The organism is Blautia sp. KLE_1732_HM_1032 (assembly GCF_025147905.1).
GTDB classification, from domain to species: domain Bacteria; phylum Bacillota; class Clostridia; order Lachnospirales; family Lachnospiraceae; genus Blautia_A; species Blautia_A fusiformis.
On the sequence record NZ_CP102266.1, the window covers coordinates 2,586,634 to 2,602,494 of the forward strand.

The 15,861-nt window shown below is 43.0% G+C and carries 14 protein-coding genes; 1 reads left to right on the plus strand and 13 read right to left on the minus strand.

The window, feature by feature from the left end:
- Positions 1-176: 176 nt before the first annotated feature.
- Positions 177-668, plus strand: coding sequence for a DUF2798 domain-containing protein (locus NQ489_RS12395; RefSeq protein WP_021651751.1), 492 nt, complete (start codon positions 177-179; stop codon positions 666-668).
- A 125-nt stretch (positions 669-793) separates the two neighbouring features.
- Here the strand turns inward: NQ489_RS12395 and NQ489_RS12400 are convergent, their stop codons facing one another.
- The 13 genes from NQ489_RS12400 to NQ489_RS12460 form a co-directional block, all read right to left on the minus strand.
- Positions 794-2,125, minus strand: coding sequence for an MATE family efflux transporter (locus NQ489_RS12400; RefSeq protein ID WP_021651752.1), 1,332 nt, complete (start codon positions 2,123-2,125; stop codon positions 794-796).
- An 11-nt stretch (positions 2,126-2,136) separates the two neighbouring features.
- Positions 2,137-3,126: a RelA/SpoT domain protein gene (locus tag NQ489_RS12405; RefSeq protein WP_021651753.1), complete on the minus strand. Its 990-nt coding sequence runs from the start codon at positions 3,124-3,126 to the stop codon at positions 2,137-2,139.
- A gap of 83 nt (positions 3,127-3,209) precedes the next feature.
- A complete protein-coding gene (locus tag NQ489_RS12410; RefSeq protein ID WP_015524395.1) occupies positions 3,210-4,070 on the minus strand; it encodes an alpha/beta hydrolase in 861 nt (286 codons plus the stop codon).
- 157 nt (positions 4,071-4,227) lie between these two features.
- Positions 4,228-4,590, minus strand: coding sequence for a YitT family protein (locus NQ489_RS12415; protein WP_021651754.1), 363 nt, complete (start codon positions 4,588-4,590; stop codon positions 4,228-4,230).
- Positions 4,577-5,065, minus strand: coding sequence for a YitT family protein (locus NQ489_RS12420; RefSeq protein ID WP_255620649.1), 489 nt, complete (start codon positions 5,063-5,065; stop codon positions 4,577-4,579). The genes NQ489_RS12415 and NQ489_RS12420 overlap by 14 nt, the downstream gene beginning before the upstream one ends.
- Positions 5,066-5,258: 193 nt before the next feature.
- The gene (gnpA, locus tag NQ489_RS12425; RefSeq protein WP_044961627.1) at positions 5,259-7,421 is read right to left on the minus strand and encodes a 1,3-beta-galactosyl-N-acetylhexosamine phosphorylase; all 2,163 of its coding nucleotides are present in this window, start codon (positions 7,419-7,421) and stop codon (positions 5,259-5,261) included.
- Between the two features lie 32 nt (positions 7,422-7,453).
- Complete coding sequence (locus NQ489_RS12430; RefSeq protein ID WP_022426327.1) at positions 7,454-8,569, minus strand: phosphotransferase enzyme family protein; 1,116 nt, start codon at positions 8,567-8,569, stop codon at positions 7,454-7,456.
- An 88-nt stretch (positions 8,570-8,657) separates the two neighbouring features.
- Entirely contained in the window at positions 8,658-10,682 is a 2,025-nt protein-coding gene (locus tag NQ489_RS12435; RefSeq protein ID WP_021651759.1) for a beta-galactosidase, read from the minus strand.
- A gap of 172 nt (positions 10,683-10,854) precedes the next feature.
- Positions 10,855-11,685, minus strand: coding sequence for a carbohydrate ABC transporter permease (locus NQ489_RS12440; RefSeq protein WP_021651760.1), 831 nt, complete (start codon positions 11,683-11,685; stop codon positions 10,855-10,857).
- On the minus strand, positions 11,678-12,577 hold the full coding sequence (locus tag NQ489_RS12445; RefSeq protein ID WP_022426329.1) for a carbohydrate ABC transporter permease: 900 nt from the start codon (positions 12,575-12,577) through the stop codon (positions 11,678-11,680). The genes NQ489_RS12440 and NQ489_RS12445 overlap by 8 nt, the downstream gene beginning before the upstream one ends.
- Before the next feature lie 90 nt (positions 12,578-12,667).
- Positions 12,668-13,957, minus strand: a complete 1,290-nt coding sequence (locus NQ489_RS12450; protein ID WP_015524390.1) for an ABC transporter substrate-binding protein — start codon at positions 13,955-13,957, stop codon at positions 12,668-12,670.
- Positions 13,958-14,276: 319 nt separating this feature from the next.
- Complete coding sequence (locus tag NQ489_RS12455) at positions 14,277-14,789, minus strand: hypothetical protein (protein WP_021651763.1); 513 nt, start codon at positions 14,787-14,789, stop codon at positions 14,277-14,279.
- Between the two features lie 87 nt (positions 14,790-14,876).
- Entirely contained in the window at positions 14,877-15,812 is a 936-nt protein-coding gene (locus NQ489_RS12460) for a helix-turn-helix domain-containing protein (RefSeq protein WP_044961630.1), read from the minus strand.
- Positions 15,813-15,861: the final 49 nt, after the last annotated feature.

Consider the following 15,861-nt stretch of genomic DNA (forward strand, 5'->3'; position numbering starts at 1 on the left):
CTGCCTGCTTACAGCCAAATAACTGCTTCGCAGTTTGATTTGGTCAAAAAACCGAATATGGTTTATGACAAAATCCTGTCATATATTGGAAACGCACATTCTCCTGAATGATTAACGAACAACACATGCTCTGAGGTTTTACATTATCACTTAATCATTTTAAAGGAGGATTTTTTATGCCAAAAAACAAATTTCAGGAAGTTATCTTTACCCTTATCATGGTATTTTTTATGGTTTACGCCATGATCTGCTACAACATTTCCCTGAACACAGGGAGTATGACAAACCGCGTGTTCCTTGACGCTTTTCATGAGCTGGTGATCATGGGACCGATCGCATTTATCCTTGACTTCTTTATTGTATCCAAGCTTGCTTTTGGTTGTGCAATGCGCATGGTAGATTTCAAAAGCTGTCATCCCTTCAGCAAGATCCTTGCGATCTCCGTTCCTTCCGTTGCTTTCATGTGCCCATTAATGAGTCTTGCCGCAACCATTCTCTTTAAGGATGCAGGAAATCAGTTCGTAGCTGTATGGCTTCAGACAACCGCATTCAACTTCCCGATGGCATTCTTCTGGCAGCTGATCTATGCAGGTCCGATCGTACGTTTTATTTTCAGACATATCTTTCCTGAAAAGGAAAACGTAAAAGAAGCGACAGCAACTATGTAAAATTAAAGAAAGCACATTGCTATGGTTGAACCACCCCAAAAGTCATACTTTCCGGTGGCGGCTCATTCCATACAATGTGCTTTTTATTTTTCACGCGAATCTTTCTCATCGGATCTTCGAATCTCTCAGACTGTTTTCTTTAATTCAGGCATCTTAAGTATCTTCACGATCAGCGGGATCACCATAATGACCCAGACTATCGGTTCTGCCACGATCACGCCGGTATATCCGAGAAGTGGCACCAGAGTCACCGCGATCACTACTTTTCCGATCATCTCCAGCGCACTGGAAACCAAAGGGATCACCGTTTCTCCAAGGCCCTGCATAGCATTTCTGAGGACACTGATCACAGCCGTTACGAAATAAAAGATCGTATCAAATTTAAGATAATTGGCGGCATTGCGGATCACCGTTTCATTATGGCTTCCTGTGACCAGATAGATCAGCTGTTTTCCAATGGTAAAACTGAAGATCACAGTCATCACGGACCAGATACAGGTATACAGAACTGCAAGACCGATTCCATGACGTACCCGGTCCATCCTCCCTGCACCTGCGTTCTGGCCGCAGAAGATCGCCATGGTCTGGCCGAACACGCCAAACATGATCATAAACATCTCTGTGATCTTACGAGCTGCTGTATGTGCCACAATGATATCTCTTCCCAGCCGATTGATGGAGGTCTGAAGTGCCAGTGTACCAAGATTTACAAGAGAGCTTACAAGTCCCATAGAAAGTCCGGCACTCAGCATATTTTTCATCATATTTCTTTCGAGACCGAAAAAATCCTTTTTTTTCAGCCGTAGAATCTCATACCTGCGGATCATGTAAAACCAGCATATCAGAAATGCCAACGTCTGTGAAAGTACCGTGGCAACGGCCGCTCCCTGCACTCCTGCTTTTACTACCAGAATAAAAAACAGATCTCCTGCGATATTTAAAGTCACAGACACCGCCAGGATCACAAGAGGCGTCACCGTATCCCCAAGTGCGCGCAGAGATGCCGCGCAGGTATCATAAAGAAACGTTGCCAGCATACCTGCGATAATAATAAAGATATACTGCCTGGCAGTTCCCGTCAAATGATCCGGAACATTCAGGAACCTCAGGATCGGATGCAGAAACAAAAGTCCCAAAACAGTCAGGATCAGAGAAATCACGCTGCCCATTACAAGAGACAGCGCAAAGGATTTTCGTACTTCTTCCCGGTTTCCGGCACCGAATTTCTGTGCGGTGACAATGGCAAATCCATTTGCAAGGCCCATCAGAAAACCGATGATCAGCCCGCTTAAAGGACTGGTGGCCCCTACTGCCGCCAGCGCATCTTCTTTAAGAAAGCTTCCCACGATCCGGATATCTGCCAGGCTGTACGTCAGCTGCAAGAGATTTCCCAGAAATACAGGAAGCGCAAAGGACAGGATCAATGTGGAAGGCTTCCCTTTTGTCAAGTCTTTCATGTCATCCTCCCTCAGTCAACGATATCATTCTGAAAACGGGAAAGATGCTCATAAGGAAGGATCATCCTTCCGCGGAACAGTCCGCAGCCATCATTGATCAGGCTGTTGTTTACCGCACCAAACATATTAACGTCCAGCGCAGCAAGATCCAGTCCAAGAAGTCGCATACCCCGCTCATAAGCCTCATCAAAATAGATACATTCCCCCTGGGGAATCGCGTCCCTTCTCCTGCGTTCACTTTCCTGTTTTTTCTCATAGCTTAAATGGTTGGCGGAACCAATCTCCGCAACATCATCCATGTCTTTGGTCCGCAGCTGTACTTCCATATAGCTTCGGGAACTGTTATCATAAAACGTGATATGCAGGGACTGATAATCATCCTCACTGTTATTACAGATGTAATCCCTATAGTAAGGCTTTGCTTCCCTGCTGAGCAGTGGCGATGTACTTTCCTGCACTCCTCTGGCCGGCTCTGCGGTAAATCCTCTTTCTTCCAGAAATCCCGGAAGTATATTGGCGATCTCATAAAGATAACGAAGCTCTTCTTCTCTGACATTCTCACCATTTTTCAGATGACATCTGGGCATGGCGATAACGATCCTGTAGGCAATAAAATCGCGGAAACAGCTTAACCGTTCCTTGATCTGGGATACAGAAGGATATTCCCCATATTCTTTATAGTAGTCATAAATAAATTCTACTACATATCCGTTAAATTTTTCCTCCGCACGGATCAGGGATTTGATCCTTCCCTTGAAGGTAAACGCCAGAAACGGATATTCCCCTGCCATATATTTATAAAATTCCCGGATCTTCTGAGACTGGGCAGTGAGGAAATCATTATGCTCCAGAAGCTCCTGGATCTGGATCAAAAAATTACAGTGTACCAGATCGATCTCATTGTGTTTTTCCTTCGCCTCTATCCTAAGATCCCGAATGTATTTCTTCAGTATCCGGAGAAGAGTATCTCCGGAATACAGATAATCGTTTAATGTTATCATTTGTGTTTCTCTTTTCTATTTTAGTCTTTTCAAGATCACATATTTACAACAACTGCTGGATGATCTGTGCTCCTGTCTTTTATTTATTTCAGTTTTTCATGGAAAAACTCTGCGATCCGGTTCCATACCTCATCCTGGAAAAACTGGATATCTGCATGGTCTGCACCATCCAGTGTCAGCAAAGTAACATCACAGTCTTTTTTCTCCAGAAGTCCGTATAAAGTTTCCGACTGAACATAAGGAACGACCTGATCGCAGTTGCCATGGATGATCAGAAATGGCGGTGCATCCTTCGTAACCTTGGAAACCGGACTGCTCTGGTATGCCTTTTCTTTATTTAACATGGAATTAAATCCAAGCAGAAGGGATTCTGCGGAAGAAGCACATTTTTCTGCAGATTCACACGGAAATGCGGAAAGATCCGTAGGCGGATACCATGGGCAGGCAGCCTGTACCTTACTGGATTCTTCCAGATACTCTCCCACATCCAGAGCCGGATCATTGTCCAGCGCAGCCATACAGGTAAGATATCCTCCGGCAGACTCTCCCATAACTCCTATCTGCTCTTTGTTGATGCGGAACCGGTCTGCATGGGCTTTCAGATAACGGATAGCTGCCTTTACATCCTGCAGCGGCATGGGATACGGGCCCTGATTGGAAGTACGATACTCCACACTTGCCACTACAAAACCACTGGATGCCAGTCTGCTCAGATAAAGATTATGTGCGGATTTATCCATCATCAGCCATGCGCCTCCGCAGATCCAGAGGATGCAGGGATAGATTTTTCCATCTTTTGTTTCTGGATAGATTATATCCAGTTTCAGATCCCGCCTGCAATGTCCAAACCAGGAATCCACCTGTGCGTAAGTAATATCATTTACTGTAATATACTGAGGCTTCTCTACTGAAAGCTTCAGTGTCTTTTTTTCTGCTTTTATCATAATCTATCTACCTCTTTTCTTCTGATCATTTTAGTTTGTCTTTGAAATATTTTTCTTCTATTTTATCACAATACTGCTTTTTCTGCTTTTATTTTTCGGAGAAAAAGCACTCTTTTTCTGCAAAAGAAATATCTGCATTCTCATTTACAGACATGCCTTACCGCAGGATCTCGTCAATGGTGGAAACGGTACTGAAAGATCCTTTATTCCTTGAAATGATCTCTTTTACTTCCTGCAGTTCAAAATAATTTACATAGCAGATCAAAGTCTTGTTCTCTCCTGCGATCACGCCGGAAGAGTTGATGATGGTACAGGTTTTATTCAGTTCCTCCTTAATATCACAGATGATCGCATCAGGATCCTTTGTGATGATCGTCACCTGTTTCAGTGCCTCAAAATGATCTGTGAAATGATCAATGATGGAAGTCGCCACAATGTATACCAGAAGACTTAAAAGTGCGGAATCTCTGTCAAGAAGTACAAACACAGCTCCATATACACAGGCATTAAATGCGATCAATATGTAGGAAATACTGTAGTCCTTTCCGGAATGATTGTAGATCTTTTTTTACAATGATATTGGCAAAGATCTCAGAACCGTCAATACAGCCACCGTTTCGAAGGATCAGAGACAGTCCCACACCAAGGATCGCACCTCCAAAGGCTACTGCAATAAAATGCTCTGTATTCAGCTCAAAAGGGATTTTTTCAAAGTAGGAAAGACCTATTGTGTAGACAACAAAACCCACGAACGTTTTTACAAAGAAATACTTACCGATAAGAATGACCCCAGCTATGAGAAACGGCAGAAACACAAGCAGCACACATAACGACAGATTATACCCTGTCAGCTTGCTTATAATAATGGCGATTCCGGCAGTTCCGTAATCGATGGCATCATTGGGAAGCAAAATACAGGCAACAGAAAAACTGGCCAGGATTGCTCCCACAATGATCATCAGATATGAAAACACTGTCTTAATCTTTTTGTTCATATAGGCCTCCTCTTTGTAAGCAAAATTGTTTGTCAGCAATAACAAAAAGCTGTTATAATAGATTTTCTCTATTACAACAGCTTTGTTTTCCTACTTTTGGAATGGATTTATTATATTATAAGTTTTTTTCTCTGTCAACGCCCTCAGACAATTTCACAGCTTTTCTTTATCAGTAAACCTGTATCCTGCTTTCTCAGATCTGATACCAGCGGATCTCATTAGCTTCCAGATGAAGGTCAAAGCTCTTTCCATCCCCTGTGTAAACCGTAGTGTCCTGTGGCTCATAGGTGTTGTTTACCACACAATACTTTTTATTTTTCACATAAGCATGTACTTCCACATTATAATTGGAAGAAAACCAGCAGAAAAGCTCATTTTCTGCCGCTGCTGACCAGAGCACAGCACGATAAAGGATACGGCTGTTGCAGAAGCTGTACGGAAGTCCGCTGATGTAAACACCTCTGCCTTTTCCGAAGGTTTTTACTGCCATCTGGACTTCCTGATCTTTCTGGATAAGGATCTTCGTATCCGGAAGTGCGAAGATATTCTTTTTCCCCTCACCGAAATCTACGGTTCCGTCTGTATCCTTCAGGATAAAATGATCTTTATGCTCTTCCCAGTTGTATTTATCTGTATTAAGATTAAATCCTCTTTCTTCCTCTACACCAAGGATGTCATCCAGCTGGAAGAATTTTCCCTGCCACTGATGAGCTGCCGGTTCACCGACGCCAATAAATCCGCCGCCATTATAGACAAATTTCCGCACAGCTGTAAGAATCTTCGGATCTGCCCAGTTCTCACCACCGGACTGTGCAGTATCCGCATCACCTACATTGATGATCACATCAAAATCATTCAGCAGATCTTTATCCTGACGGATATCATCAAAGCTGATAAAGGACACATCAAAAGGCGCACCACTTAATGCCTCGATAATTCCGAAATAGGAATAATTCTGCTTGTAATAGATGGCATGATGTACCATATGGTTGCCCCAGGAGCGCATTTTTCCCCAGCAATTTAAAACTGCCACACGTTTTACGCAGTACGGTGTGGTTCCCTGGATATTGTCGTAGAGCACACGGAATTCCTGGCAGACTTCCTTGATATACTGTACAAAATCCGGAAATTCCAGAGCCAGTTTCAGATAACCGCCGTATCCAATTCTCTGGATCGGACTTCGAAGGATAGCTCTTCTTGCAGTCACCCAGTTTACTTTTGCCTCTTTTACAGGATCCCCGCCCTCATGGAAGGTGTCCGGGAAAAAGTACGGCAGAAATCTTCCCTCTGTATATTTTACATGTTTAATATCACTGAACAAACGTAAGGTCGCTCCGTTTCCGACGCTTCCCACTACCGCATCCAGCCCGATGGAAGCAAACTCATCCATAAAGGGCTCCATACCGATCCAGTGATCGCCCATGAACATCATGGCCTCTTTTCCGTATTCATGGACAATGTCTACCATTTCCTTTGCAAGCTTCGCCACTTCCCGTCTCTGGAAAGCCTGGAAATCTTTAAATTCTTTCGACGGGATCCGATAAGTGTTGTTCATATATCCCTGATCAATGATAAACTCCGGGCGGAACTTATATCCCACTTCCTGCTCAAACTGTTCCAGGATATAGGGACTCACCGAAGCAGAATATCCGAACCAGTCTACATATTTTTCCCGTGCCATCTCATCAAAGATCAGTGTGAACTGGTGAAAAAAGGTAGTAAATCGTACTACATTCACATAATCATGGGAATCCAGAAATCTGCGGAGGCGATCCATGGAATGTGCACGTGTTGCGGGCTGACGCACATCAAAAGTGATCTGAGGCTCTACATCCTTCCAGTCATTGACAACTGCATTGTACATATGTACCGGATCCCACATGATATATGCAAGAAAGCTTACCGTATACTCATGAAACTCTTTCGCCGGCCTGATCACAACATTTCCGTTTTCTTCATCGTATGACCATTCCTCTGTACTGACAGCTTCCCCTGTAGTCCGGTCAATGACTTCCCACCATCTTCTGATATCATCTCTTGTATTCACAGCCAGCATATCCGGATACAGATGATCCATCAGATGGATCTCCAGAGTATCCGACACTGCCGTGTGAAAAGATGTCATGATATACATCTGCTGGATTTCTTCCGGATGGGCCTTTGCCCAGGCATTGTCCTTTCTGGTGGTATAATAGGTTGCATAAATCTTTGCGCCGGTTTTCTTCAGTTCTGCTGGAAATTCCGTTCCGTCACAGTCACGGATGGCATCTGCACCCCACTCATCCAGCATTTTCAGTGTCTCCGGAATCACATCCAGATCTGTCGGAATAGTCACTCTTCCTTTTGTTTCGCTCATCGCTTTACCTCCATTGTAAAAACCCCTGTTTTTTATTTCTGATATTTTTTCACGATCGTCTGCATAGTATCCCATTTCTGTTCCATATCTGCCACCAGCTTAAACTGTGTGCGGCAGCGGTCCAGATTATGTTCTTCCCGGTCGATCTTAAAATAATGATCTCCTTCCAGATAATCGGTAAGAAAGCGAATGCCGCATTCATAAGTCATCACCTTAGCTCCCATGGGAAGCATCTCGATCTCTTTTGCACTGAGCTTATCTCCACAGCTTTCCAGAAAGCCTTTTACATAGATTTCATAGAGCTCCATATCACAGGAAACTTTGCTTAAATCTTTCTCATCCTCCAATGCAGTGCTGGCCCCGAAACGAATGGAATCTCCAAAATCATTCATAGCAAGTCCCGGCATAACCGTGTCCAGGTCCACTACACAGATTCCCCTTCCTGTTTCCAGGTCGATCATAACGTTATTCAGCTTCGTATCGTTGTGTGTTACCCGAAGGGGCACCTCACCTTTTGCCAGAAGCTCACCGAATACATTTGCCAGATACTCATGCTGAAACGCAAATGCGATCTCTGCTTTTACGGATGCGGCACGATGACAGCTGTCCTTCTCTATGGCATTTTTCAAAGTCTGAAAACGTTTCTTTGTATCATGGAAATCCTTTATCGTTTCATGCAGAGTCTCTGCCGGGTAATCTGCTAGCATTTCCTGGAATTTTCCAAATGCAACTGCACTTTCATAAAAATCCTCCGGTTTTTCTGCCAGATCATAGCTTACTGCATCGGTAATAAAAATATAAGCTCTCCAGCATTCTCCGTTTTCATCTGTCAGGAATGCCTTCCCGTCCTTTGTCGGAATCAGGTTCAGAACCTCCCGTTCCGGATCTCCTCCCTTCTGAAGAACTTTCTTTTTCAGATGCCCGGTGACTCCGGCAATGTTCTCCATCAGTTCTTCCGGTTTCTGAAAGATCTCCCGATTGATCTTCTGAAGGATCACCTTAATGGACCCCATCTCTCCGATCCGATATCTAAGCATATAGGTTTCGTTGATATGCCCGCTTCCGCAGGGGCCGCAGGAAACCAGTTCTCCGGTAAATGCAAACTGATCCGCTATTCTTTTTATCTCTTCTTTTGGTGTACCTGCCATTTTACCTTCTCTTTCCCAGACAGCAGTAAAAAGCATACCGTCCGAAAACAAATATGCTTTATACTTTTTGCTGTGTTTTTTACTGTGATTATTTTTTCCGCTTTAAAATCCTGGTGGCAAGCGGAGCAATATTTTCATCTGTTGATCCGTAGAGAACTTCGTAATCCCCCGAGACAGAAACTGTTTCTGTCTTTTCTCCGAAGTTCTGGATAAACAGATATTCCGTATCCTCATTTTCTCTGGTTGTCACAGAAATACCTTCCGGTATAAATGTAAGCGGCATCTTCACGCCTGCTTCCTCTGCTGCCCTTCCCAGAAAGTCCTCATAAAAGGCTGCTTCCATATCTGCCGCCACATAATAAACATGGCCCTTTCCGTATTTCTTGTGAGTCAGTACCGGATACCCCTGATAGAAATCCCTTCCATAACGCAGCAGTACTTCCGCATCGGAAACCTTTGCAAGCTCACAGAGATTTTTGCAGGTATAGCTTTCTGTAATTCTGAGATGATTTCCTGTTTCCGGGATACCTACGTTTTCTTCCCAGTCATAAAGTGCATCGATCTCTTCCGTACGGATACCAGCTGCTTCCATCAGTCCGTGAGGGGTTCCCTCCAGATAGCATTTATCTGTTTCATCTACAAGTCCGGACCAGTAGGAAATTACCAAAGTACCACCGTTTTTTGCAAAAGTGCGAAGCTTTTCGGCATATCCATGATAAAACATGTAGGCCATCGGTGCCGTTACCAAACGGTACCGGGACAGCTCATGTTCCATATTGATGATATCTGTATTATAGCCTTTTCTTCGGAGAGCACGATACTGTTTCAGTACAGTTTCCTGATAATGCATATCCTCGTTTCGAGGTCCCTGCGCATCCTTCAGCGCCCAGTCATTTTCCCGGTCATAGAGAACAGCCACCGGAGACTTCGTCACGCTTCCAGCAGTTTCCCGGATCTGCTCCAACGCTTCTCCTACCTCTGTCACTTCGCGGAAAATACGAGTATCATCCCCACCGTAGTGATCGATCACCGCACCATGGAATTTCTCAGAGGCTCCCTGGCTCTGACGAAGCTGGAAATACAGAACACTGTCTGAACCATGAGCAACTGCCTGCAGAGAGGCAGCCAGATGTATTCCTGGTTTTTTCAGCTTGTTGATAGGCTTCCAGTTGGTCGCAGAGGGACAGGATTCCATCAGAAGAAACGGTGCTTTCTTGATGCTTCGCATAAGATCATGCTGCATGGCTCCGTCCAACGCTGTGGTATAATTGTCTTTTTTATGCCAGCTTGGATAATTATCCCAGGATGCAATATCCATAACATCCTTAAATTTTTTATAGTCCAGTCCGTTGTAGTCATACATCAGATTGGCGGTTGCCGGAAGCTCGGAACCACCTGCACGGATCGCAGAAATCTCATGCTTCATAAAATCCACAGTCCTGTCTGTAACAAAACGTTTCCAGTCCAAGGTAAGTGCATGAAGAGCATTTTCCCCCTTTGGCGAAGGACTTTCGATCTGATCAAAGCTGTTATAGGTATGGCTCCAGAACGTTGTGCACCAGCTGGAATTTAAATTTTCGATGGTCCCGTATTTTTCTTTCAGCCATTCCCGGAATTTTTCCCGGCACAGAGGACAGTGGCATTCTCCGCCATATTCATTGGAAATATGCCACAAAAGCACTGCGGGATGTTTTCCGAAACGTTCAGAAAGCTTCTTATTAATATTGTAGACTTTTTCCCTGTATACTGGAGAAGTATAACAGTGATTATGTCTTCCACCGAAAAATCTTCTCGTGCGATCCGGATCCATGCGAAGAACTTCTTCATATTTATCTGCCATCCATTTCGGTCTTGCTCCGGATGGTGTGGAAAGTATCGTATAAATTCCTTCTTTATACAGATTATCGATCACTTCTTCCAGCCAGTCAAAGTTATATCTTCCCTCTTCTGGCTCCAGCACTGCCCAGGAAAACATTCCCATGGAAACGGTATTGATATGGGCTTTTTTGAAATATTCGATATCTTTTTTCAGAATATCCGGTCTGTCCAGCCACTGCTCAGGGTTGTAATCGCCACCGTGCAGATAATGGTCATATCTGATCTGCTCTGCCATTTTTTTATCTCCTTATGATTTGATTCGCATCAAGCGGACAAAAGCATCCGCTTTGCTACGAAGCTTTATACCAGACAACTGCTCTGGTCAAGAAAAGGATCCTGCATAATTCAGTTAAAGCATATTATACAATATACCTAAAGATTTCAGCAGCATCCTTTTTGTTTTAAAATTATTTTACAGCTCCAGTAATGCCCTCTGCGAACTGTTTCTGTAATACGAAGAATACGATCATGGTCGGAATGGAACAGAATAATACGCCGCACATCAGCATGCCGTAATCCGTTACATATCCTGTGATCAGATTGGCGATCAACATCGGCATGGTCATCGCCTTATTATCTGTCATGATTACCTTCGGCCACAGATAGGAATTCCATGCATTCATAAATGTGATAACTGCTGCCGCCGCATAAGTAGATTTCATAGTCGGGATAAACATCTGGAAAAAGATCCTTACCTCGCTTAATCCGTCAATCCGTGCTGCCTCAATGATATCGATAGGAAATGCTCTGGCATTCTGACGGAACATCATGATCATAAATGGTGTGGAAATGATCGGAAGGATAAAACCTACCGCTGTATTTAAGAGTCCGGCTTTTGAAAACATCTTAAATAAAGGAACCATCGTTGCAACCTGCGGAACCATCATTGCAAGAAGCAGGGTGGAAAACAGTCTGTCTTTCCATCTGTCATGATATACCTCAAAGCCATAACCTGCGATAGAACAGATCAGAAGGCAGATCACTGTAGTAAGAACTGCATAAAACAGAGAGTTTCCAAGAGCTCTCCACAGCGGCTGCTGTGCAGTCAGGTTTTTAAAGTTCTGCATAAAATATGTACCCGGAAGGATACGGCCTCTGGATACATCTGTGGATGTATTGGTTGCCGCAGAGATCATCCAGTACAGTGGAAATACAGAGATAAATGATACGATGATCAGAAAAATATATGTAGGGATCAATCTTCTCTGAATTGCGGATTTATTCTTTTTCTCAGTCACGTGTATCACCTACTTTCAAATTGATAAAGGCCAGGATCGCTACCATGATAAATATGATAAATGACATTGCTGCCGCATATCCGAAGTTTGGCACGTTGATGAAGCATGTATTATAAACATAATGGGACATTGTGATGGTTGAGTTCGCCGGGCCACCTTTTGTCAGGTTGACAGACTCATCAAACAACTGCAGTGTACCATTGATCGACATAATAAATGTCATGATAATTGTCGGTTTCAGAAGTGGTACGGTAATTTTCCAGAAGGTCTTCCAGCCATTGGCACCATCGATCTTTGCTGCCTCGTATACAGAATATTCAATATTCTGAAGACCTGCCAGATAGAACACCATGTTATATCCTGTCCATCTCCAGATCAGTGCGATGATGATCACGATCTTTGCACTTGTGGAGTTACCCAGGAAGTTATAGCCAGTTGTTAAAATTCCAAGTTTGATCAGGATGCTGTTGATCAGACCGTCTGTTGCAAACATAGAACGGAAGATCAGAGAATAAGATACAAGAGATGTTGCACATGGAAGAAATACACATGTACGGAAAAAGCCTTTAAATTTCAGATCCTTGTTATTCAGAAGCTGTGCAAGCAGGATCGCAAGGACCAGCATGATCGGTACCTGAATAATAAGATACAGGAAAGTATTGACGATGGACTGCTGGAATACCTTATCCATCATGATACGTTTATAGTTACTGAAGATCGGATCCGCAAACCTCATGTTTGCTCCGGCACCTGTCTGTAAAGAAATGATAAATGCGCGGATCATCGGATAAAAACTCATGACAGCGATCATAATGGTTGCCGGTGCCAGAAAGATCCAGCCGGCCGCTCTTTGTTTCGCTACCAGAGACATGCCACTTTTTTTGGAATTCACAGGAACTCCTCCTTTCAAACATCTAAACCTTTACATAAGACAAGGGACTGCATGCAGTCCCCTGCCCTGTATTTCATTAATATTTCAGCTTTACTCTGTCATCTTGAATGCCAGTGTATCCTGTGCTTCCTGAAGTGCAGATTCTTTATCTGCGCCGTTTACAATATTAACAACAGCTGTGTTGATGCACTCTCTTGCCTCATAGTGGTACGGAGTTTTTGTAAATTCCGGAATGTGTGAAGAGTACTCTACAATTGTTGAGAAGATCGGCTGGTTATTGAAGAACTCGCTTGGCTCATTGTAAACCTCAGACTCACCAGCCGGCAGGTAGCAGGAAATTGCACCTGTTTCCGGAAGGATTGCATCATAGAAGTCTGTGCTGGAACCAAATGTGCTTGCAAGGAAGTCCTCAGCAAGCTCTACATTCTTGCAGTTGGATGTAATGTACCAGGAAGATCCGCCATTGTTTGCATAGTTTGTAGCTGTATCAACGCCGTCAACTTTCGGCATTGTTGTGATCTGCCACAGACCCTTCTGATCCTCTGTTCCCATCAGTGTAGCTGTGATCCAGTTACCGTTAACGATACCGGCAGCCTCTCCGCCTGTGATTGTGGAGATGTACTCATCCCAGTTATTTACTAATTTAACAACATTGTTCTTTACAAGATCCACATAAAGATCTACGCATTTCTCTGCTACATCGTTGCCAACGATATAAGCCTCTCCGTCATCATTTACGAAGTTTGCTCCACAGGACTGGATCATCATCATCAGAGTATCGCCACCTGTTGCTTCACTTGTAAGGAGATATTTACCTGTTTTTTCGTGAACGTCTTTTCCGATCTCCATGAATTTGCTCCATGTGATATCTGTAAGATCATCAATGGTATATCCTGCTTCTTCCAGGATATCTGTACGATAGCAGGCAATTGTTGCACCGTTATCAAACGGAACTCCGTAATGTGTGTCATCTACCATGGAGTAGGACTGTTTCAGTTTTCCGAAATCATCCCAGTTGATATCCATATCCTTCAGATCTGTAAAAGCATCCGGATAACTCTTCAGATATTTCTGATAGCTGTTGTCCTGCATCAGAACGATGTCCGGAAGTGTGCTGTAATCTCCGGCGTTTGCTGCTGTTGTAAGTTTGGTCTGGCAGTCATCAGAAGATGTCTCAACTACATCAACCTTGAATCCTTCGTGATCCTTTGCATACTGCTCACCTGCAATATTCATAGCCTTGATGTTGAAGTTCTGATCCCATGCCCATACAGTCAGGGTGTTATCGTCATCACCTTTTGCATATACTGCTGTAGTAGTTGCAGCAAAAGACATTGCCATGATACCTGTCATTAATACTGCGAGTAATTTTTTCTTCATTTACTTTTCCTCCTTTATTAAGCATTTCCCGTTTGCTTATGAATAGATTATAGCATCCGTATTTCCTCTATAGTTTGCAGAATTGTTCATATAATGTGCAATTTCAACCATTTTATTGATTGTGCACTATTGTCACGCTATATTTTTACAAAAAATATGCACTTTGAGGATTTTTTCTTTTTACATTCGTCAGGATGCCCAAAAAAGCCTTCTTTTTTGACATTGTGCGAACATTTTTTGTCAAAAAAGAAGGTTTTTGTTTCTATTTCATAAAATTTTATGTTGTTTTTCATACATATTTCACAAACATTTCTGCATATTATGCAAAATAAACCCTTTCAGGAAACTGCGTTTTCATCGTATGCAGCATTTCCTCTGTCAGATCCAGAAGAAGTTTTATTTTACGTCCATCTTCCTGAATGATCATGGTATAGTAAGGCACATCATCTTCATAAGAGGTATAATCGTATTTTTTCAGTTTCTCCGTTCCGGTATTCTTTTTATATTTTGCCACTTTTTCATGATAGTGAGGTGCTGTCACTTCCATCTCCTCAAGCTTCAGCACGTGAGCTGTTTTACGATATTTTTTACCATAGATCACATCTATGGTCAGTTGTCCGTTTTCCATGGTATATTCATAGTCTCTCTGGCTGAATATGTCATAAGCAAAGTAAAGCAGCGCCAGAAGAAATCCCGGAAGCATGAATGCCTGAGAGATCGTGATACCCATCAGTACAAAAATTGCCGCAAAGATCACCATTACTTTTCTGAGAGCTCCTGACATATGTTTCTTTTTTCTGGAGACCTGCTCCACAATCCTGTAATCGTACATTTCTTACCTCTTTCTATCTGCCTGATCCGCATACAGTCTGATATTTCTATTCTGTCGTGACAGATCCACAGATCTGGTTTTGTTGTTTTACCAGCCTTCCTCTGAATGGATGTCAAACTTAAGAAGCTGCTGTTCATAGTTCTCCGGACGTTTTCTCCACTCCAGAGGTGTCATTCCCGTAACCTGACGAAAATTCCGGTTAAATGTGGAATTGGTGGTAAAACCACACTTATGTGCTATATCTGCAATTGGCTGATCTGTTTTTTTCAGATAATCACAGGCCGCCTGGATACGGATCGTATTAATGTATTCCAGCGGGCTCATCTTCATATAAGTCGTAAATATCCGGCGCAAATGAGTTTCACTGATATGACAGTATTCTGCCAGTTCGTCAATACGAAGATCCTCCATGTAATGATCAGAAATATAATCCTGGAACCTGGAGATCATATCCATGACTTTTCCTCTGCCTTCGCTGCAACGTTCTTCGCTTGAATCCCGGTTTATCCTTGCGATTTCCACAAGAAGCGATGCCAAAACTCCCTTAGCTTCTTCCAGATAAAATTCCTCTCCATCCCGCATGATATCCAGGATCTTAAGGATCTTACCTGCCATGGATCGGTTTTCTTTTTCATTCAGAAAAAGCGATCTGGAGTTGATCCGCTGAACGATTTTTTCTTTTTTTACCGAATTATTAATAAATTTATCCAGGAATCCTTCTACATCAATAAAAAGATACTCCCAGCGGCTGATAGTTCCAATATCACTGTTTGTGGTATGTGGATAATTGGATGGGATCACCGTAAAATCCCGGTCATGAAACTGTACCTTATCCTCTCCAAGTATCATAAATCCCTGTCCTTCATAGCAGAATCCGATTTCCAGATAATTATGAAAATGGAGATAATCGATATCGTTCCCATAATTCTGAACCCACTTCTGTCCAAGCAATGCAAGGATGGGGCTCCCCTCCGGCATCTTATAATATCGAAGCTCCATTTTGGGTTTTCGTTTTTTTGCCACAAATATTCCTCCGTATGTTTTCTGTTCCAATATTTACTGATCTTTCTGT